The organism is Candidatus Arthromitus sp. SFB-mouse-Japan (assembly GCF_000270205.1).
GTDB lineage: Bacteria > Bacillota > Clostridia > Clostridiales > Clostridiaceae > Dwaynesavagella.
The window spans coordinates 873,105-893,889 of the sequence record NC_015913.1; the positions used below are offsets into that span (position 1 = coordinate 873,105).

General features: G+C 26.5%; 21 protein-coding genes and 1 pseudogene. 1 reads left to right on the plus strand and 21 read right to left on the minus strand.

What is annotated here, in order from left to right; genetic code table 11:
- Positions 1-96: 96 nt before the first annotated feature.
- The 18 genes from SFBM_RS04210 to SFBM_RS04290 all read right to left on the minus strand — a co-directional run bounded on the left by SFBM_RS04210 (position 97) and on the right by SFBM_RS04290 (position 15,861).
- On the minus strand, positions 97-288 hold the full coding sequence (locus SFBM_RS04210; RefSeq protein WP_005806204.1) for a helix-turn-helix domain-containing protein: 192 nt from the start codon (positions 286-288) through the stop codon (positions 97-99).
- Between the two features lie 126 nt (positions 289-414).
- Positions 415-537, minus strand: a complete 123-nt coding sequence (locus SFBM_RS08105) for a type I restriction-modification system subunit M (protein WP_007440389.1) — start codon at positions 535-537, stop codon at positions 415-417.
- A gap of 116 nt (positions 538-653) precedes the next feature.
- On the minus strand, positions 654-851 hold the full coding sequence (locus SFBM_RS04215; protein ID WP_005806202.1) for a hypothetical protein: 198 nt from the start codon (positions 849-851) through the stop codon (positions 654-656).
- A gap of 168 nt (positions 852-1,019) precedes the next feature.
- Positions 1,020-2,501 carry a stage IV sporulation protein A gene (gene spoIVA / locus SFBM_RS04220; RefSeq protein ID WP_007440682.1) on the minus strand — a complete coding sequence of 494 codons (1,482 nt, stop codon included), beginning with the start codon at positions 2,499-2,501 and terminating at the stop codon, positions 1,020-1,022.
- 160 nt (positions 2,502-2,661) lie between these two features.
- Positions 2,662-3,660, minus strand: a complete 999-nt coding sequence (locus SFBM_RS04225; protein ID WP_005806199.1) for an NAD(P)H-dependent glycerol-3-phosphate dehydrogenase — start codon at positions 3,658-3,660, stop codon at positions 2,662-2,664.
- The gene (gene der, locus SFBM_RS04230; RefSeq protein WP_005806197.1) at positions 3,657-4,979 is read right to left on the minus strand and encodes a ribosome biogenesis GTPase Der; all 1,323 of its coding nucleotides are present in this window, start codon (positions 4,977-4,979) and stop codon (positions 3,657-3,659) included. Before der ends, SFBM_RS04225 begins: the two co-directional genes overlap by 4 nt.
- A 378-nt stretch (positions 4,980-5,357) precedes the next feature.
- Positions 5,358-6,437 carry a M28 family metallopeptidase gene (locus tag SFBM_RS04235; protein WP_005806196.1) on the minus strand — a complete coding sequence of 360 codons (1,080 nt, stop codon included), beginning with the start codon at positions 6,435-6,437 and terminating at the stop codon, positions 5,358-5,360.
- A 396-nt stretch (positions 6,438-6,833) separates the two neighbouring features.
- Positions 6,834-7,343: a helix-turn-helix domain-containing protein gene (locus tag SFBM_RS04240; protein ID WP_005806194.1), complete on the minus strand. Its 510-nt coding sequence runs from the start codon at positions 7,341-7,343 to the stop codon at positions 6,834-6,836.
- 145 nt (positions 7,344-7,488) lie between these two features.
- Positions 7,489-8,157 (minus strand): N-acetylmuramoyl-L-alanine amidase, encoded by a 669-nt coding sequence (locus SFBM_RS04245; protein WP_005806192.1) that lies wholly within the window; start codon positions 8,155-8,157, stop codon positions 7,489-7,491.
- A gap of 115 nt (positions 8,158-8,272) precedes the next feature.
- Positions 8,273-8,929 (minus strand): phosphate signaling complex protein PhoU, encoded by a 657-nt coding sequence (phoU, locus tag SFBM_RS04250; RefSeq protein WP_005806190.1) that lies wholly within the window; start codon positions 8,927-8,929, stop codon positions 8,273-8,275.
- Positions 8,930-8,947: 18 nt separating this feature from the next.
- Positions 8,948-9,700 carry a phosphate ABC transporter ATP-binding protein PstB gene (gene pstB, locus SFBM_RS04255; protein ID WP_005806188.1) on the minus strand — a complete coding sequence of 251 codons (753 nt, stop codon included), beginning with the start codon at positions 9,698-9,700 and terminating at the stop codon, positions 8,948-8,950.
- A gap of 21 nt (positions 9,701-9,721) precedes the next feature.
- Entirely contained in the window at positions 9,722-10,609 is an 888-nt protein-coding gene (gene pstA, locus SFBM_RS04260; RefSeq protein WP_005806186.1) for a phosphate ABC transporter permease PstA, read from the minus strand.
- A 19-nt stretch (positions 10,610-10,628) separates the two neighbouring features.
- Positions 10,629-11,495 (minus strand): phosphate ABC transporter permease subunit PstC, encoded by an 867-nt coding sequence (pstC, locus tag SFBM_RS04265; protein ID WP_005806184.1) that lies wholly within the window; start codon positions 11,493-11,495, stop codon positions 10,629-10,631.
- A 58-nt stretch (positions 11,496-11,553) separates the two neighbouring features.
- On the minus strand, positions 11,554-12,465 hold the full coding sequence (locus SFBM_RS04270) for a PstS family phosphate ABC transporter substrate-binding protein (RefSeq protein ID WP_005806182.1): 912 nt from the start codon (positions 12,463-12,465) through the stop codon (positions 11,554-11,556).
- Between the two features lie 219 nt (positions 12,466-12,684).
- Positions 12,685-13,908 (minus strand): sensor histidine kinase, encoded by a 1,224-nt coding sequence (locus SFBM_RS04275; RefSeq protein ID WP_005806180.1) that lies wholly within the window; start codon positions 13,906-13,908, stop codon positions 12,685-12,687.
- Positions 13,895-14,614, minus strand: a complete 720-nt coding sequence (locus tag SFBM_RS04280) for a response regulator transcription factor (protein WP_005806177.1) — start codon at positions 14,612-14,614, stop codon at positions 13,895-13,897. Before SFBM_RS04280 ends, SFBM_RS04275 begins: the two co-directional genes overlap by 14 nt.
- Before the next feature lie 23 nt (positions 14,615-14,637).
- Entirely contained in the window at positions 14,638-15,360 is a 723-nt protein-coding gene (pgeF, locus tag SFBM_RS04285) for a peptidoglycan editing factor PgeF (protein ID WP_005806175.1), read from the minus strand.
- 231 nt (positions 15,361-15,591) lie between these two features.
- On the minus strand, positions 15,592-15,861 hold the full coding sequence (locus SFBM_RS04290; protein ID WP_005806173.1) for a YlmC/YmxH family sporulation protein: 270 nt from the start codon (positions 15,859-15,861) through the stop codon (positions 15,592-15,594).
- A 118-nt stretch (positions 15,862-15,979) separates the two neighbouring features.
- Here SFBM_RS04290 and SFBM_RS08290 point away from each other — a divergent pair.
- Positions 15,980-18,101 (plus strand): annotated as a pseudogene (locus SFBM_RS08290) (heavy metal translocating P-type ATPase).
- A 35-nt stretch (positions 18,102-18,136) separates the two neighbouring features.
- On the opposite strand, the gene sigG reads toward SFBM_RS08290, so the two are convergent.
- The 3 genes from sigG to SFBM_RS04310 all read right to left on the minus strand — a co-directional run bounded on the left by sigG (position 18,137) and on the right by SFBM_RS04310 (position 20,658).
- Complete coding sequence (gene sigG / locus SFBM_RS04300) at positions 18,137-18,907, minus strand: RNA polymerase sporulation sigma factor SigG (RefSeq protein ID WP_005806171.1); 771 nt, start codon at positions 18,905-18,907, stop codon at positions 18,137-18,139.
- A gap of 258 nt (positions 18,908-19,165) precedes the next feature.
- Positions 19,166-19,876: an RNA polymerase sporulation sigma factor SigE gene (sigE, locus tag SFBM_RS04305; protein WP_007440624.1), complete on the minus strand. Its 711-nt coding sequence runs from the start codon at positions 19,874-19,876 to the stop codon at positions 19,166-19,168.
- A gap of 11 nt (positions 19,877-19,887) precedes the next feature.
- Positions 19,888-20,658 carry a sigma-E processing peptidase SpoIIGA gene (locus SFBM_RS04310; protein WP_007440625.1) on the minus strand — a complete coding sequence of 257 codons (771 nt, stop codon included), beginning with the start codon at positions 20,656-20,658 and terminating at the stop codon, positions 19,888-19,890.
- Positions 20,659-20,785: the final 127 nt, after the last annotated feature.

Sequence of the window (20,785 nt, forward strand, 5' to 3'; positions counted from 1 at the left end):
AAATATTTCATTCTCCTAACTACTACTTGAGCAATTACAGCTTAAATATCCTAATATACTTTTTTACAATTTATAAATTTAACAAAACTATTAAAATTATTTAAACTTTGATTTATATTCATTAATTTTAACATATTCTACAATATCAGAAATATCACATTTCAAAACATCGTATATTCTCAGCAATACATTTGTAGTAATATTTTCACTATTTTTCATTTTATAGAGTGTACTCTTACTAATTTTCGATTTTTCCATAATTTCTGTATTTGTCATATCTATCAACATTTTAAATAAGTTCTCATAGCTTAATTTTAAAATCAATTTCCATTCATTTCTATTTTAAAATTCCCCATATTATTGTAACATAATATATTAACTTTTATGGCATAATATCGATACAAAAAAATAATCTCACATTCTTAAAACATAAATTTTAAAGTCCCATTCATCAACACTTCCTCTTAACTCATCAGCTATACTCCATATTGCTATATGTAATTCATCTCTCTCTTGTTCCTTCTTATTATCCGCCATTTTATCAACCCCATTTACATTTCAAATTCAAAACCATTATAATATATCATTGATTTTTATTGTAGGTATAAAAACGAAAAAAGACAATTAAAACTAATTGTCTTTAAGGATGTATCTTATTTTTTTAAAAGTGTTAGGATTCCTTGAATAGTCAATCCAATAATTAGAAAAACTATTACACCTATTAAAATAGCCCATAACCAATCTGAGCGTCCATTTCCATTTTTTCCAATAATAACTGTTACCAATACCCCAACAAATAGAGAAGCACCCCAAAAAGCTCCAATAGATGAATCAACTTTACCTGGATACATTTACTTACACTCCATTTCACTTAAGATTATCAAATTACAATTATAGTAATTATAAAAAATAATTATTAATCTGTAAATAAGAACTCTGCATAACTTAAAATTCATTCTATAATACAAAAAAATTAAGCACTTACATAAATGTAAATGCTTAATTTTATAATATGTTAATTAAAGAATTATACAAATCAAACCGCCACTGCCTTCATTAACAATCTTCTGTAATGTCTTTTGAATTTTAGCTTGAACATCATCGGGCATTTTATATAATTTATTTTGAAGTCCCTCTTTAACTAATACCTCCAAGCTCTTTCCAAACATATTTGATTGCCACATACTAGATGGATCATTCTCAAATTGTTCGAGTAAGGACTTAACAAGTTCTTCAGTTTCTCTTTCTGTACCCATTATAGGAGATATTTCAGTTTGAATATCAGCTTTAATTAAATGTAGAGATGGTGCAGATGCTTTTAATTTTACTCCATAACGAGCACCCTGTCTTATAATTTCAGGTTCTTCAAATCTCATTTCAGATAATTGAGGTGCAACCAAACCATATCCAGTTTCTCTAACATCATTCAAAGCTTGTTCAACTTTACTATATTCAACCTTAGCTTTGTATAAATCTTTTATAAATTCTAATAAATGTCCTTCATCTTGAATTTCTTGTTCACATATTTCACTTAATATTCTATAAAATATATTACTGTGAACATTGAATTTAACTCTAGATTTACCATTTCCAAGACTAGTTTCTATTATGTCTATTCCACTTATAAATTCATCTCTTTCTGTTATATAATCAGCAATTTTTTTAACGTCACTTATTTTATTGATATCTTGACTCATGTCTTTTATTAAAGATATGAAGTTTTCTTTTAACCAATGTTTAGGGTCAAGTCCATTTATCCAAGTTGGTAAATCAATATGAAGTTCTTTAACTGGAAATTCTGTCAATACTCTCTTAAATAACTTTTCTATATCTTCCTCAGTCATTTTAGCAATATCTATTGCTACAACTGGAACATCATATTTTTCTTCAAGATCTAATTTTAATTCTTGAGTTTCAAATGTATTAGGATGTTTTGTATTTAAAATTACTACAAAAGGTTTATTTATACTTTTAAGATCGAGTATGACTCTTTCTTCAGCATCAACATAACTTTCTCTATCTATTCCTGTAAATGAACCATCTGTAGTAACAACTACTCCAACAGTTGAATGATCTGTTATAACCTTCCTTGTACCAATCTCAGCAGCTTCTTCAAAAGCAATTTCTTCATCAAACCAAGGTGTTTTAACCATTTTAGGAGCATCTCCTTCTAAATGCCCTAATGCTTCATCGACTATGTATCCAACACAATCAACTAATCTAACTTTTAACTTTAAATTCTCATTAAAGCTAATCTCGATCGCTTCATTAGGTATAAACTTTGGTTCAGTTGTATGAATGCTCTTTCCTGATCCACTTTGAGGCAATTCATCTCTTGCTCTCTCTTTTTTGAATGAATTCTCAATACGAGGAATCACCATTTTATCCATAAAAGTTTTTATAAAAGTTGATTTACCTGTTCTAACTGGCCCAACAACTCCTATATAGATATCACCTTGTGTTCTTTTTGCTATGTCTTCATATATATTTAAGTTTTCCAATCTAAGTACCTCCACAAATTAACTTAATCTATTAAATATATATTTTCTTTTTTTCACTTTATTCCACTTAGTGTTAATTAATCTAAAAAACAAAAATAGAACACTACTAAAATTTAGTAGTATTCTATTTAAAGATTTTTAATTATAGTAAAACTAAAATTTATATCTTAAATTTTTCATCTTTTTTATCCCTAGACATTAAAGTTGTTTCAATGTATCGTAAATCCTTATTATTGAATAAGACTTCATAAATTGATTCTATTATAGGAACTTCAATATTTTTTTCTTTAGCGATATTGTAAAATATTTTGCAAGCTGTTATACCTTCAACAACCATACCTATCTCTTTAATAGCTTCATCAAGTTTCATTCCTTGACCAATGAGAAGACCACATCTTCTATTTCTACTGTGATTACTTAAACAAGTAACAATTAAATCACCGATTCCTGTTAAACCAAAAAATGTTTCTAATTTCCCTCCCATTACAATACCCATTTTTATAAGATCGTTTAGTGATCTTGTAATAATTGCTGCACTTGAATTATCTCCATATCCCATACCATTAATAATACCTATGGCTAAAGCAATGATATTTTTCATTGCACCACCTATTTCAACACCAATAATATCAGAATTTGTGTAAATTCTTAAAACATCATTGGATAACATATCTCTAATTAAAATTGCCTTATCCATATTTTTTGAAGTAGCAACAAGTGCAGTAGGTTGTTTTGTAGCAACTTCTTCTGCATGACTTGGTCCAGACAAAACAACAATTGGATTATTTGGGAATTCTTCTTCCAAAACTTCTGACAGTCTTTTATATGTAGTTAATTCTATTCCTTTAGATAAACAAACCATAATACTATTTGATTTCAATTTACTATGTATTTTTCTAGATATTTCTCTTATGGCTTGTGATGGTACTGAAAGAAAAATTATATCACTATCATAAATAGCTTCATCAATATCATTAGTAGCCATAACTTTTTCAGGAATGGTAATATTTTTTAAATATTTTATATTTCTTTTATCACGGTTAATACCAAGAACAACATCGGCATTTCTATCATACATTTTTATATTAAAATTATATTGTGAAAAAATTACAGCAAGTGCTGTTCCAAAACTCCCACTTCCTAAAAATGTTAAATTCATTTCCTTTCTTTCCTCTCCTTATATTGTATTTCTATACCTGTTCCTTCAAAATCAAAACTCTCTCTTATCTGGTTATTTAAATATCTTATGTATGAAAAGTGTAAAGTACTTTCATCATTTATAAAAAATATAAATTTAGGTGGCTTAACATCAACTTGAGTGCAATAATATATTTTTAACCTTTTAAGTCCAACTATTGGAGGCTCTTTTATCATCGTAGCTCTTCCTATAATTTCATTTAAAATTCCAGTTGGAACCCTTCTTGAATAATTTTCATAACATTTTTTTGAAATTTTTAAAACTTGATGAATTCTTTGTCCTGTCAATGCAGATATAAATAAATACGGAGCATATGTAACAAAATTCAATTGATTTTGTATTTTATTTTTGAACTCATTATAAGTTCTATTATTTTTTTCAACAACATCCCATTTATTTACAACTATAACTATAGCTTTATTTCTTTCATGAGCATAACCAAGTATTTTTTCATCTTGCTCAGTCACTCCTTGAGTTGCGTCAATCATAAGGAGACAAACATCACATCTATCAATACTATAAAGACTACGAATAACACTATAATGTTCAACATTTTCTTTTATTTTAGCCTTCTTTCTAATACCTGCTGTATCAATCAAAGTAAATTTACCAACTTCATTTTCAAAATATGTATCAATAGAATCTCTAGTAGTTCCTGCAATATCACTTACTATTGACCTATTATATCCTAATAATTTATTTATTAATGAAGACTTTCCAACATTAGGCTTGCCAACAAAAGCGATTTTAATTATATCATCCTCACTATCTTCAAAATCACTATCTTCAAAATGTTTAACAACTTCATCAAGCATATCACCAAGTCCTAAAGCCTGACTTGAAGATATAGAACAAGGCTCACCTAGACCAAATTCATAAAATTCATACAAATTCATCTCGTCTTTTTTAGAATCAATTTTATTTACAACAAGTACAATAGGTTTCTTACTTTTACGAAGTATACGAGCAACTTCTCTATCTCCATCTACAAGACCAGTTTTACCATCAACAATAAACAAAATTACATCAGCAGTTTCTATCGCAAGCTCCGTTTGAATTCTCATATTTTTAAACATATCATCATTAGTTTTAAATTCAATACCACCAGTATCAATCATTATAAATTTATATTTAAGCCATTCTGCATCTCTATAAATTCTATCTCTAGTAACACCAGGAGAATCATCAACTATAGAAACTCTATCTCCAACAATTCTATTAAATAATGTAGACTTTCCTACATTAGGACGACCAACAATTGCAACAATCGGTTTTTTCATTTTATATTCCTCCAACATATTTATAAATAAAATATGTTTCACATTTAAATTCTTAAATTATCAATTTTATAAATTCATTTACATTATAACACAATTATCAATTACATCACTCTCAGATGTTAAAATATCTCAGTTAAAAATAATATCAAATGTACTGTTGTTAATATGCTTACCTACTGTAAACTTCCATAAATTTGTACACTCAATAGGTGACTACGTAAGCTCTCCTGTTTTTCATCATACCTAACCCTATAAATCAAATTTTTACACTCTAATTATTTCACACTATAGGATAAAAAGAACAAAAAATTTATGAAAATATTTCAAATAACAATAAAAAAGGTACAGTAATTAAACACTGTACCAAACATTAACCAATTAAACTTCTATTGGATCTTTCTTAGCAATTGCATTTTTATCATTGAATCTCAAAAATCCACAAATATGATCAACCAATTTATTTAATCTTTCAACATCTATATTATTTTCTAAAGTATCTGTTGTTTGATGAATTAGATCATCATCATAAGTATCCATAAAGAAAATTGACTGAATTCCATTTTTCTCAAAGGCCATATGATCACTAGTATAGTTTCTAATTTTTGTGTCTTTATTAATAGCCTCACCTGTTGTATCCATATATTGAAAAATTAGTGGAGATAACTCTGGAGATCTTTTATCACTACTATAAACAATGAGAGGAGACCCATTCTTTACTCCAACGCAATCTATATTTATATTGTAAATATTTTTATATCTATCTTTTATATCATTAATCAATGCTCTTGAACCAATATATCCTATTTCTTCATGATTAACTGCTGCTACTATTATATCTGTTTCAAATGGAGTTTCCTTTGACATTTCTTTAATCTTATGTGCAATTCTTAAAAGTACTGCTGTACCAGAAGCATTATCTACTGCACCAGGATGAATTGTTTTATCATCTTTTGGGTTAAATCCTCTACCAATATGATCAAAGTGTGCTGTAATTACTACTGCTTTACTCTTTTCACTATGATTAGTACCTTTTATCAATCCAACAACATTACTTTTTTCACCATCTGGGTCAATAATTTTGTAAGCATTAATGTTACTTTTAAATTTGTATTTATGCAAATATGTATCCTTAAATAAATAATCTAAACCTATATTTTCAAATTGAGAGTTTAAATATTCTACAGCTTTATCATTACCATCAGTATCGCTTGCTCTTCCCTTAAATTCTTCTGAGGTTAATATCTGAATAATTTTTTCAGTTTCATCTATTAAATCAGGATTTTGAACTGGAGCATTATCTGATTCATTAAACTCATTTTTAAGTGGAATAGCTTCTGAAAGAGCCCCTGTTCCTTGATAAATTTCTTTAAAATTATCTGGATTTTTTATACATGAGCTCGTACTAAATAAAATGACAAACGCAAGTAATAAGACTTTCATTTTTTTAAATAATTTCATAATTTTAAAATATTACCTCCAAAACTTATCAAAATATCATATTCAACATTATATCATTTTTTACATTTAATTCACAATATATCATAAAATTTATTTAAAAATAAATTCTCTTATTTTAAAGTTTTGATTTTTTAACTTATTATATTCCTCTTTTTATACTGATTTACAGTATATTTCGTATTAAGATTGATATAATTTATACCTGAATTGCCATTATTTTTAACTGAACACTACTACATCATATTTTACTAGAATCAGTACCTTTTTAATATAAAAGTCCACTCCTTCCATACATATAAAATGCAGATATAGTATCTGGTTCAAACTTAATGCTCCGTCCAATTCCAGCTTTAAATTTCTGTTCCAACTTTCATACTATTGGCAACTCGCATAATTTTATTCTTTCTTTTGTATCAACAAAATTCCAATGATTGCCACAATAAAGATAATCGGTGATACTCTAACAAACATCCATTCTAATGAATGAAATGCCACCCCAAGGACAGCAGTTTCTGGCTCACTATAATTCCACCCCAAATAAGAACTTTCCAATAACAATAATATTGCAAAAATTATTACTATAATTGCACATAACGAAATAAGTCCACAATGAATAATTTTTCTTATCGTGCTTTTCTTTTGTGCTAGTTGTAAGTTTATCACTTCCAATTTTTCTGAAATAACTTTTAAGGTATCAGCTTCTATTTCAGTAATAGTTTCTCCTAACAATGTACTTACAGATATTTCAAAAACTTCCGATAAGGAGATTAACATATCGGAATCAGGAACTGACAGTCCTTTCTCCCATTTGGAAACTGTTTGTCGTACCACATTTAATTTAACAGCAAGCTCCTGTTGTGAAAACCCTTTTGATTTCCTAATTACTTTAATATTTTCATTAAGCATATGAAAAAAGTCTCCTTTCTTTCAGTTGTTACAACTATTATAAGAAAAACCTACCATTACTACAAGCAACGTAAATTAACATTGACTTTTTGTATCAAACTAAAAGAGAAAAAAGCTTTTGCTCACATTAAATGAGCAAAAGCTTTTATTTTAAATATATATTTTTAAACTCATCGCTATCAGCTATACGTTTTAGCATATCTCCATAACTTAACCCATTTTCCAATTCGTCATTCCAAAATTTCAATCCCTCGTCATCGGGCTCTCGCTTAAATAAATTTTCATATAATAATCGTATAAATCTTGTATAATTAGTTGAACTATAGTCCATATTTTCTATATCCTTTTTAAATTTTTTCCACTTCTCCCAGTTATTTTCTCTCATCGACAATGGACATATTTTTCTGCTGGCGTCATAATGCCTAACAACACACTCAAGCGGAATATTATATTTATCCATTTGATATTTGGTCAACTTAAGTGTATTATTGTAAATTTTTTCATAATTACCATCAGAATTAACGCACATCTCTATTCCAATACTATTTTCATTTGTAATTCCGTATTTTCCATGTCCATCACCACAATGAAAAGATTTATCTGAGTCTTTAACAATTCTTAAAATTTGAGTATCATCTATGAAATAATGTGCAGATGCATCTCTATACTCTGAATTAAAAAAATGATAATGAGCATCAGCATTTGCTCCAACACTAGTATTATCTGTATCGTGTATTACTAAATACTTAATTTTTTCTCCATTCCTCGAGGAAAAATTATATTTAATTAACTTTTCATTAATCTTGATTTCCATTCAAATCATCCTTTGATTGTTAAATTAATTTTTAATTAGTAATATATACAAAATTCCTTCAAATTGTTACAAAAAAACCTTAAGATATATAATACCTTAAGGTTTAAACATTAAATTATTTATTTAATCTTCTTTTAAAAAACTCACCGGACTTTAAATACATAATATTTTCACAAATATTATTTATATGGTCTCCTGCTCTTTCAAAATATTTAATAACAAATAAGGTTTGAACTGCTATATTATTTGTAATTTTGCCTGAGTTCATTTTTTCCATAGTATTTGAAAAGACTTTAGTATACTCATCATCAATTGCTTCATCACTCTCGTATATTTCAATAGCCTTTTTCTTATTATTATCAACATAAGCTTGAATTACTTCTTTGACCATTTTCTTAATTATGCTTGAAAAATAGTCTGATATTTCAGAATCAATATTTTCATTCTCAGGTATATACATAGATACTTTTGCTAGATCTACAGCATAATCACCTATACGCTCTAAATCCTGGATTATTTTTATTGTTGTAAATAGTCTCCTCAAATCACTTGCAAGCGGATTCTGAGTCGCAATTAATTTTAAACACTTATATTCCATTTCTTCTTTAAGAAAATCTATATTATCATCATTTTCAATAATTAATTTTGCTAACTCACTATCCTTAGTTCTTAAAACTTTCTCTGATTTTTCGAACTGTTCTATAACAAGATCTCCTAATTTCAATAGAGCTTCATTTAACTCATCTAAAACTCTTCTAAATTTTATGCGCATAACAATCCTCCTAAAATTCTATCCAAATCTTCCCGTGATATAGTCTTCCGTAAGTTTATTAGCCGGATTTTGGAATATTTTTTCAGTCTTATCCATTTCTTCAAGTTTACCATTCAAAAAAAATGCTGTGTAATCAGAAATTCTTCCGGCTTGTTGCATATTATGAGTAACTATAACAATAGTATATTTCTTTCTAAGTTTAACTAACAATTCCTCTATTTTTATAGTCGAAATTGGATCTAATGCCGAAGTTGGTTCATCCATTAAAATTATTTTTGGCTGAGTAGCCAAACATCTTGCGATACATAATCTTTGTTGTTGTCCTCCAGACAAATTATAAGCACTTTTCTTTAAGTCATCTTTAACTTCATCCCAAAGTGCCACATCTTTTAATGTAGTTTCAACCAATTCGTCCAATATACTCTTATCTTTTATTCCATAATTTCTAGGGGCAAAAGCTATATTATCGTAAATAGATTTAGGAAATGGGTTTGGTTTTTGAAAAACTAATCCAACCTCTTTACGAAGAAGAACAACATCTTGATCTTTTATATCTTTGCCATCTAAAAGTATATTGCCAGTATATCTGGCATAATCAAACATTTCATTCATTCTATTTAAATTTCTTAAAAACGTAGATTTACCACATCCTGAAGGCCCAATAAGAGCTGTAACCTTATTTTCATATATATCAATATTTATTTCAAATAAGGTTTGTTTTTCTCCATAAAAAAAATCTAAGTTTTCAACTTTTATAATAGCTTTTTTCATTAAATATTAATCCCCTATCTTTTAATCATATTTTTTTTCGAATTTTTTCCTTATAATAATTGCTACGATATTAAATGCTAAAACGATCAATAACAAAATAATTATTCCTGACGATGCTAAATACTGAAATTCAATTTCTGGTCTTGAAGTCCAATTGTATATTTGTATAGGCAAAACTGTAAATCCATCGAATAAACTTACAGGTATAAATCTTATAAAAGTTGCTGCTCCAACCACAATAAGTGGAGATGCCTCACCAATAGCACGAGCAAGAGATAAAACTATTCCAGTAACTATATTGGATAGAGCACACGGAAGAACTACACCTCTAATAGCTTTCCATTTTGATACACCAAGTGCTAAAGCTCCTTCATAAAATGAATACGGTACAGCCCTAAATGCCTCTTGTGAAGAAATTATTATTGGTGATAAAACCAACAAGGAAAGCGTTAATGCTCCTGATAATATACTTGATCCAAACATAAATAATTTTACAAAAACCCCAAGACCAAGTATACCGTATACAATAGCAGGAACACCCGCTAGGTTTTGAATATTTAATTTAATGAAATTTGTAATCTTTGATGGTTTAGCATACAATTCCAAATAAATAGCTGTACCAATTCCAAATGGTATAGAAATTACTGCAGTCAAAACTAATATATATATGCTTCCAACAATTGCTGGTGCTATCCCAGCTTTTAAAGGTCTACTGGATGGAAAGTTCGTTATAAACTCCCAATTTAAATTTTTTAATCCATTTGAAAAAATCTGAACTAATAAAGCAATTAGAAAAAATATTCCTATACCCGTTGCAATTAAAGTTACGGTTTTTAGCATTTTATCTTTAGCTTCTCTTTTCTTGAGATTATTTTTTATAAGTTCCCTATCATATAATTCACTTTTCATTATTTACCCGCTTTCATTCCTAAAACTTATATTTATTTTTGTTTATAATTCTACGAGCTATAATATTTAAAATTAATGTAATTAAAAACAATACAGCTCCACAAACAAAAATAGTTTTATATTCAATAGAATCAAAAGATACATCTCCCATACTAACATTAGCCATATAAGTAGTTAATGTTTGAACACTCTTTAACGGATTAACATTAAAAAGTGGATTACTTCCAGATGCAATTGCAACAATCATTGTTTCACCTATCGCACGGGAAATAGCTAAAATAAATGACGATATAATTCCTGATTTAGCTGCTGGAATTAAAACTTTAGTTGTAACTTCATATTTTGTACTACCAAGAGCATAAGCCCCTCTTTTTATTGAGCCAGGTACACTTCTTAATGCATCCTCACTCAGTGATGCAATCATAGGAATAATCATTATACCTATAGCAATACCAGCACTTAATGCATTGTATATCTCCAAATTATGTATAAATAATTTTAATATAGGTGTGATAAAAGTTAGTGCAAAAAATCCATAAACAACAGATGGAATAAATGCCAATGCCTCTAAAACAGGTTTTAAAAAACCACGAACTTTTTTAGATACATATTCACTTAAATAAATTGAAATTAAAAGTCCTATAGGTATTGCTATTAAACATGAAATAACAGCTATCATTATAGTCCCAATTATTAAAGTCATAATATTATAAGTAGGTGTACTTAAAAGTGGATTCCATGAATTTCCTTTAAACAATTCAAAGAAACTCACCTCTTTAAAAAAATCTTTAGCTTCAAATAATAATAGAAAAACTATAACTATTGTTATAAAAATTGAAATAAAGGCAAATAATTTTAAAAGACTTTCTATAAACTTCTCCTTCACTAAAATAAAACCTCCAAACCAATATTAAATTACTTAAATGTACAATTATATTTAAAAATTATTTTAAATTCTTTAATTGATCCTCGTAATCCTTATCTGATAGTCTGACTAAATTAACTTCCTCAGAAAGAGTACCAGAATTTAAAAGATAAAATTTAAGAAATTCATTTATTTCTTCCCTATCAAGATCATTTTTATCAAAATATATTCTGAGAGGTCTCGATAATAAATAACTTTCATCATTTATAGTTTGCATAGAAGGTATAACATTATCAATAGATAGTAAATTAATCTTATCTTTATTCGATTCGTAGTAACTATAACCAAAATATCCTATTGAATACTTATCACCACTTATCCCTTTAACCAAAATATTATCATCTTCACTAACTATAGCATCTTCCCTTTGAACTTTAGCCTTACCATTTACAACCTCAGTAAAAAATTCAAAAGTTCCAGATGCTGTACCTGGTGTATAAACCTTTATTAATTCATTTGGAAATCCTTCCCTTACATCACTCCAATATAACGCAGGATTATCATATCTAAAAATATGAGAAAGCTCTTCTTTAGTTAAATTTGTCACAAAATCATTATCTTTACTAACAATAACCGATATTCCATCATTTGCTACAATTAATTCCTGAGCATCAATTCCATTATTTTTAGCTTGCTCTAATTCTGAATCTTTAATCTTTCTAGAAGCATTAACTATATCTATTTCACCTTCTATAAATTTTTTCATTCCTCCACCAGTTCCAGATTCAGCTATAGATATCCTAATCTTTGGATTAACTATGGAAAATTCTTCAGCTACTATCTCTGTAATTGGATAAACTGTTGATGATCCATCAATTACAATATTGCCACGCAAACTGGATTTATTTTGATTGTTACTTGCACAAGAAACAAACGAAAATAAACACAATGCCAAACCTAAATTTAATAATTTAAAGATTCCTTTGCTCATAAAATTACTCTCCTCAAACTAATCTAATATTTATTCTAAATTAAATTAGTTAAGTTTATATTTTGTCAATGTTAAATCTATATTAAATATAATAGCCACCTCCAAAAATAGATTTTGAAGATGGCTCAATTTCTATAAATATATTTATTAGTAATACTCCAACCTAATAAAACATTTCGTTTCCATTATAAAAAAAATGAATAAAGTAGAGCAATTGACTTACTCTACTTTATTTTTAGGAATATTAACTTTAAATGTCACACCTTTATCTTCATTATTAAAAACCTCAAGATTGCCAGAAATCTTTTTGACAGCACCATAAACTATGGACAAACCTAAACCAGTTCCTCGAAATTTTGTTTTAGAAGTTGGAATTTTATAAAACCTCTTGAATATGTTTTCAATTTCGTTTTTTGGTATTCCAATTCCATCATCTGAGAATTTAATACATACATTTTTACTATCCTCTTTGCAAATTATATCTATATTTTCTCCAAAAGAGTGTTTTATAGAATTATCAATTATATTTAAAAATATTTGCATAATATACTTTTCGCAACTTAAAATTTTAATTCTATCTCCAATAATATTAATATTAATATTATTAGATATCTGAGGAGTAAGTAATTGTTTAACACTATATAACAACTGCATGATATCTATCTTTTGCTTTGTTATATCATTCTGTGTTTGAATTTCTGAAAAAATAAGTATATCACTTATTAAATTGTTGAGCCTTATAGCTTCCTTCGATATTATATCATAAAATATTTGTCTATCATTTTCATCCTCAACCTCTTTTAACGTATCAGCAAATCCTATTATAGATGTTAGAGGTGTTTTTAATTCATGTGTTATATTTGAGATAAATTCTGCACTCATATTATCAATCTTCTTTTGTTCGGTTATATTTTTAAATGTATATACAGTAAAATTATTATTTATCTTTTTTATATAACACGATATATTAATAAATGAATATTCTTCAGGTATCTCAAAAATAGTATCATTACTAAATTCAAGCAACCATCTTAAATTAGTTTCTTTAAGTAATTTATTATGTATTTCTTTCAAACTTAAAATATTAAATAATTTACCTAATTCATCATTTACATAATAAATCCTATTTTTACTATCTAAAATCAGGACTCCATACTCAAGAATATCTATTGTTCTCTCTAAAACATAATTATCTTCACATAATTTATCATACTTTTTATACACTTTATTAAACTTAAGCTTTATCAAATCTAATATATTTTCTAATCTAAAACTTTTTTTATTGGCCATATTAACAAGTGATTCTAAATAATCATTAGAATTAATTGTTAAAATATTTAACAAATTACGCTTAATTCTATTATTAAACTTTAGAACCCAAATAGACATACTTAAAATTAGTATTAATAAGAAAACTATCAATATTAAATTAAAATTCTTCATTATCCTTTAAATTAAATTTATATCCTATTCCTCTCACAGTCTCAATAAATATAGGATTTTTGTCATCATTTTCTATCTTTTTTCTTAAATTTCTAACGTGAACATCTACAGTTCTAGTTTCACCTATATAATTGTATCCCCAAATATTATCAAGTATATATTCTCTAGTTAAAACACGTCCATTGCTTTTTATTAGCATAACTAATAACTCAAATTCTTTAAAAGTCATATCTAGCTTTCTGCCTTTTTTATATACTTCTCTCTTTTTTAAATCTAACAATATATCACCAAATTTGAAATCATAAGATAAGTTAATTCTACTTATATTCAATTTTTCCATTCTTCTAAATACAGCTTTTATTCGAGCAATTACTTCATTTATGGAAAACGGTTTACAAATATAATCATCTGCTCCAAGATCTAGTGCTAAAATTTTATCAAACTCTCTATTTTTTGAAGAAACTATTATTATCGGTATTTTATTAGTATTCTCATTAGTAGATAACTCATTACATATTTCAAAACCATCTTTTTCAGTTAGCATTAAGTCAAGCAATATCAATTCGGGTCTAAATTCTGTTACAACATTAATTATATCTAATCCATCTAAAGTACATTTTACATCAAATCCATTTTTTGTCAAATTATATCTTAATAATTCAGCAATATTTAATTCATCTTCAATAATTAAAATCTTTTTACCCATAATCACTTAATCCTCTGTAAAGTTTATTTAATAAAAATAAATGAGAATATTCTGTTTAAAGATTTTGGATCTTTTCTATATGAATAAAATTTTACATCATTACTACAATGAACACAATAATCTATAACATTTATATTCTCAAGCGGAATATTACAATTCAATACAGAAGTCTTAATACATTCCAATAGATTAAGATTATTTCCATTAAATATATTATTATTTTGTTTAAATTTATAATGCTCACTAAACTTACGTTTAAGCTCCTCTCCAATTTCATAACAACAAACTTTATTATGAGGTCCTATATAAATAACTATATCATTAATATTTGAATAATATTTTTCTAAAAAAATATTAATTGCATTTACTGTTATTTCGTTATAAGTTCCCTTCCATCCACTATGTAAAATCGATACAATATATTTTTGAGAATCAAATAAAAATATAGGGACACAATCTGCAGTAAATACACCTATCCCATAATTCCTTTCTTGTGTTATTAATCCATCAGCTTCTATACCACTTGAAAAATTTTTATCACATTCAACAACAGTACTACCATGTATTTGAGATGCTACAAATACATCGTGTAAATCAAATTTTTTCTTAATAAAATTTATATTTTTATTATAGTTTTTAAGATTTGGGTGTATTCCAAATTCAGAATTAGCTGTGGTAATAACAAAACAAATATTATTTACCTGTTTATATAGAAAATATTTATTATCAATTTCTATTAATTCCATAAAAATCACCCTATAACAAACTAAATTAATATACCTAAGAAATACAAAAATCCTCCAAAAACGATTGAAGGAATTTCAAAAATTTATACAGTTAACAAACTACATAAAACTACTAGAAATAGTATCTTGTCATTTCCTTTAAAACATAATAACATAACCAAAACAAAAATTACAATAAAATTTAAAACCGAATTATTAATTAATAAAAATATCAAATTTCAAAAAATACCATTAGTTCCTTGCTTCTAATAATAAATCAATATTGCTTCCATCTACCAATATAACATCTAAACCTATATTTATTATCTTATCCCATGGAATTTCCAAATAATTATTTTTAAAAAACCATGATCCCTTTGTATAAGAAACTATAATTGATAACACCCTAAATGTATCTGTATCAATAACAAAATCATTTATATATCCTACTTTAGCACCTATACTTACATCTATGACTTCCATAGTCTTTAAGTCATTTAATGAAAATGACATATCTAACATAAAATCATTCCTTTGTATTTAAAAAAATTTTTTATTAATCTATATGATTCAATAACTTTATTTATACTATCTAAGTGTTATAATAACCATATAATTATTTATATTGAAAGGATTGTATATGAATAATCACACTTTAAAATTTAAAAATATGAATTGTTATGAATGTGCAGGAAAAATTAAAAATGAACTACTAAAATTAAGTTATATATCTAAAGTTGATATAGATGTATTAACCCAAAATCTTAACTTAGAATTTAAAGATACTTTAAATATAAACCAAAAACTACAAGAAATTATGAAATTATGCATACAAATAGAACCTGATATGAGTTTTAACACATCCAATCATCTAAATGAATCTAAAAATAAAATAAACTCCTTAGAAGTCATCTCATTTTCCATAGGTATAATCTTATTTATAATTTCATTTTTTATCAAAGAATCTGAATTATCCCAAGCTACACATCAAACTTTAATTTTTAAATTTTATGTATGCTTTGCAAGTTATTTACTAATAGGATTTAATATCTTAAAAAAAGCAGTTATGAATATAAAAAGAGGGATAATATTTGATGAAAATGCATTGATGATGATTGCAACAATTGGTGCATTAATCATAGGAGAATTTCAGGAAGCTGTAGCAGTTATGATTTTCTCAAGAGTTGGAGAATTTATACAAGATAGGGCTATCAATAAATCACGATCATCAATATCAAGTCTAATGGACATAAGACCTGATACTGCAAATTTAGAAACTAATGATTCTATAAAAATTGTTGATCCAAGCAAAGTTAAAATTGGAGATATAATTGTCGTAAAACCTGGTGAAAAAATTCCTCTAGATGGTGAAATTATACAAGGAATATCACAGTTAGATACAAAAGCATTAACTGGTGAATTTTTAACTAAAGAAGTAACAATTGGAGATAAAGTAATATCAGGATGTATAAATATAACATCTCTAATCAAAATAAAAGTAGAATCGGAATTTAAAAATTCAACAGTATCTAGAATTCTTAATCTTGTAGAAAATGCAAATTCAAAAAAATCAAATACTGAAAATTTTAATAACTAAATTTTCAAAGATTTATACACCTACTGTTATAATAATTGCTTTTATAATTTCAACAATTCCACCAATTATTCTAGGTTACAACACTCTATCAGAATGGATCTATAGAGCCTTAATCTTTTTAGTTATATCTTGTCCTTGTGCACTAGTAATATCAATACCATTAAGTTTCTTTAGCGGCATAGGTGTAGCATCTAAAAATGGTATACTTATAAAAGCTAGTAATCACTTAGAGGCACTAAATAATTTATCAACTATAGTATTTGATAAAACAGGTACACTAACAGAAGGAAAATTTTTTATAACTAAAGTTATACCCAAAAACTGTGAAATAGATGAATTAATAAAATATTCTGTAATGGCTGAGAGTTTTTCAAATCATCCAATAGCTAAATCCATAATTGATTATTATAACAAACCCATTGATAAGTTAAAAATATATAAATTCGAGGAGATTCCTGGATATGGAATCAGTATCTGTATAGACAATGATATTATAATAAGTGGAAATAAAAAGATGATGGATAAATTCAATATTAATGTTGATTTTATAGATGAGAGTGGAACAAAAGTGTATGTAGCAAAAAATAATACCTATCTCGGATGCATTTTGATATCAGATAAAATAAAACAGAATTCATCTAAAACTATATTTGAATTAAAAAAGATGAATATAAATAATTTAGCAATGCTTACGGGGGATAATAATAAGACAGCTCAAGCTATAGCAGATACATTAAAAATTACAAAAGTATATTCAGAGTTGTTACCAGATCAAAAAGTAAAATATGTAGAAGAATTACTATCTAATAAACCTCCAAAATCAACTTTAGCATTTATTGGAGATGGTATAAATGATGCTCCTTCTCTAGCTATGGCAGATATTGGAATATCTATGGGAAGCATTGGAAGTGATGCTGCTATTGAAGCATCTGATATTGTTTTAATTGATGATGACCCATATAAGATAGTAAAGGCAATAAAAATAGCAAAACAAACAAGAACAATTGCTATGCAAAATATAGTATTATCTTTAACCGTAAAAATATTGGTAATAATATTAGGGGCCTTAGGATTATCATCTATGTGGACAGCTATACTGTCAGATGTTGGTATATCACTTATTGTAATCCTAAATTCAGTTCGTATATTAAAAAATGAAATATAAATAATAAGAGGCTATCTATAACAGATAGCCTCTTATTATATGTACTTTCTCATATGTTTCAAAGCTGTTTTCTCTAACCTGGACACTTGTGCTTGAGAAATACCAATTTCCTCAGCAACCTCCATTTGAGTTCTTCCAGTAAAAAATCTTAAATTTAATATCATAGTTTCTCTTTTATTTAATTTTTTCATAGCCTCTTTTATAGATATATCTTCTATCCAATTTTCATAACAATTCTTGGAATCACTTATCTGATCCAACACAAAAATTGAATCTCCTCCATCATGATAAATAGGCTCAAACAATGATATTGGATCTTGTATAGCATCTAAGGCAAATACAACTTCCTCTCGGGGAATATCTAACTCTTTAGCAATTTGAGATACAGTAGGCTCTTTATTATTCTCCGACATAAGCTTATCTTTTACGATTAAAGCCTTATATGCTATATCTCTCAAAGATCTGCTAACCCTAATAGCATTATTATCTCTCAAATATCTTCTAATTTCTCCTATTATCATAGGAACTGCATAAGTAGAAAATTTAACATTTTGTGTTAAATCAAAATTATCTAAAGCTTTAATAAGTCCTATACAACCGACTTGGAACAGATCATCTACATTTTCTCCCCTATTATTAAATCTGTGTATAACACTCAATACTAGCCTCAAATTTCCTTGTATAAACACCTCTCTAGATTTTGTGTCACCATTTCTCATTTTTAATAAAAGTTCTTTCATCTCTTTGTCCTTAAGCACAGGTAATTTAGCTGTATTAACACCACATATTTCAACCTTACTTATCATAATATCAGTCCCTTCAGAGTACTTATCCTTCTTAGTATTACCGACATCATTCGATATTATTCATCTTTTTTAACTCTTTTGTAATTTTTTTGTAGTATTTAAATCATTTAAATATTTATTCATAATAAGCCTTAATTAATCAATTTCAATACATGTAGTATTCTCAAAAAATATTTAAGGGAAAATTACTACTATATTTAAAGTAATAATTTTCCCTTAAAATCCTAATAATAAATATAAATTATCTTTATATAAAAACTATAGCATTTTATTTATTTCTTTCTTTAATTTTTTAATAATTCTCTTCTCTAATCTGGATATATATGATTGAGAAATTCCTAAAATATCTGCTACTTCCTTCTGGGTTTTTTCTAAGTATCCATTTAAACCAAATCTTAAAGATATTATTTCATGTTCTCTATTATTTAATGATTCCATTGCTATAACAAGAAGTCCCCTATCAATTTCCTCTTCAATAAATTCAAAGACATTGCTATCACTAGACCCAAGTATATCAGATAATAATAATTCATTCCCATCCCAGTCTGTATTTAATGGTTCATAAAATGAAATTTCTCCCTTTACTCTATTCATTCTCCTTAAATACATTAATATTTCGTTTTCAATGCATCTAGAGGCATATGTTGCTAATTTTATTTTTTTATCTGGATTAAAAGTGTTAACCGCTTTAATAAGACCAATAGTTCCAACAGATATAAGATCTTCTACCATAATCCCAGTGTTTTCAAATTTCTTGGCAATATATACAACCAATCTTAAATTTCTTTCTATCAATATTGTTCTTACATTTTCTGTATCAGTTATTAATAATTTATTTATAAGATCATCTTCTTCGTCACGAGTTAATGGTGGCGGTAATGCATCACTACTTCCTATGTAAAAAATAGCACGAGTTATACATTTAAACTTGTAAATCAAATTATTAATGAAAATTATTATCTTCCTCATTAACCTTCCCCCTAAATTATGCACCTAGATAATATTGCTTCAAAACGTTTATTAGAATCTAACAATGTGTTGGTTGTACACAAAATAACATCAGCATAAAAATCTCTATTGTTATTTTTAAAATAAACATTCTTGATCTTTATACCTTCAAAATATGATGTATCCCCCGTTATAACCTTATACGGTATTTTATAAAAATACTTTTCATGATAAAAAACACCTGGAATACATCTTTTCTCTACAATTATTACTGGTAAGCCAGATACTGGTTCATATAATTCATTACCTGTATCTAAGAACCCCCTAAATTTATAAATTTTATTTTGATAGTTTAATTCTATCTCAAATATGTAATTATTAAAAAATGCACTCCTAGTTATATATTTTTTTACCACGCTATATATGACAAAAACAACAATAAAAATTATTAATATAATTCTATAATTTATAGTTATTAACCATACATTTAAAAATTTAATAATTCCAAATAATACAAATGATGTGAATAACATACTTACAATTATTTGTACAAAATAATAAAGTCTAATGCTAGGCATACATAAAATCAATCCACTTAATATACTTAGTAATGTAATAAATAATAAATAAAGCACAGAATTTAAATTTATTAAAATCAAACTAGCTATAAATGATGATATGGCAGATGCAATTAATAACCTAAGTAAATTTAATTTTAAATTCAGCATTTTAAAAGACGTATATAAAACAAATAAATTAAAAATGAAGTTCTCAAATACAAATAAGTCATAATAAATAACCATATTCAAGTCCTCCTATTTAAATCTCTATATATTATAGGAGTTATACAATTAAAATTTTGTTGTTTTTACTGTAATCAATATATTTTTTTATGTAATATTTTACAATCTTTATAAACCTATATAATTT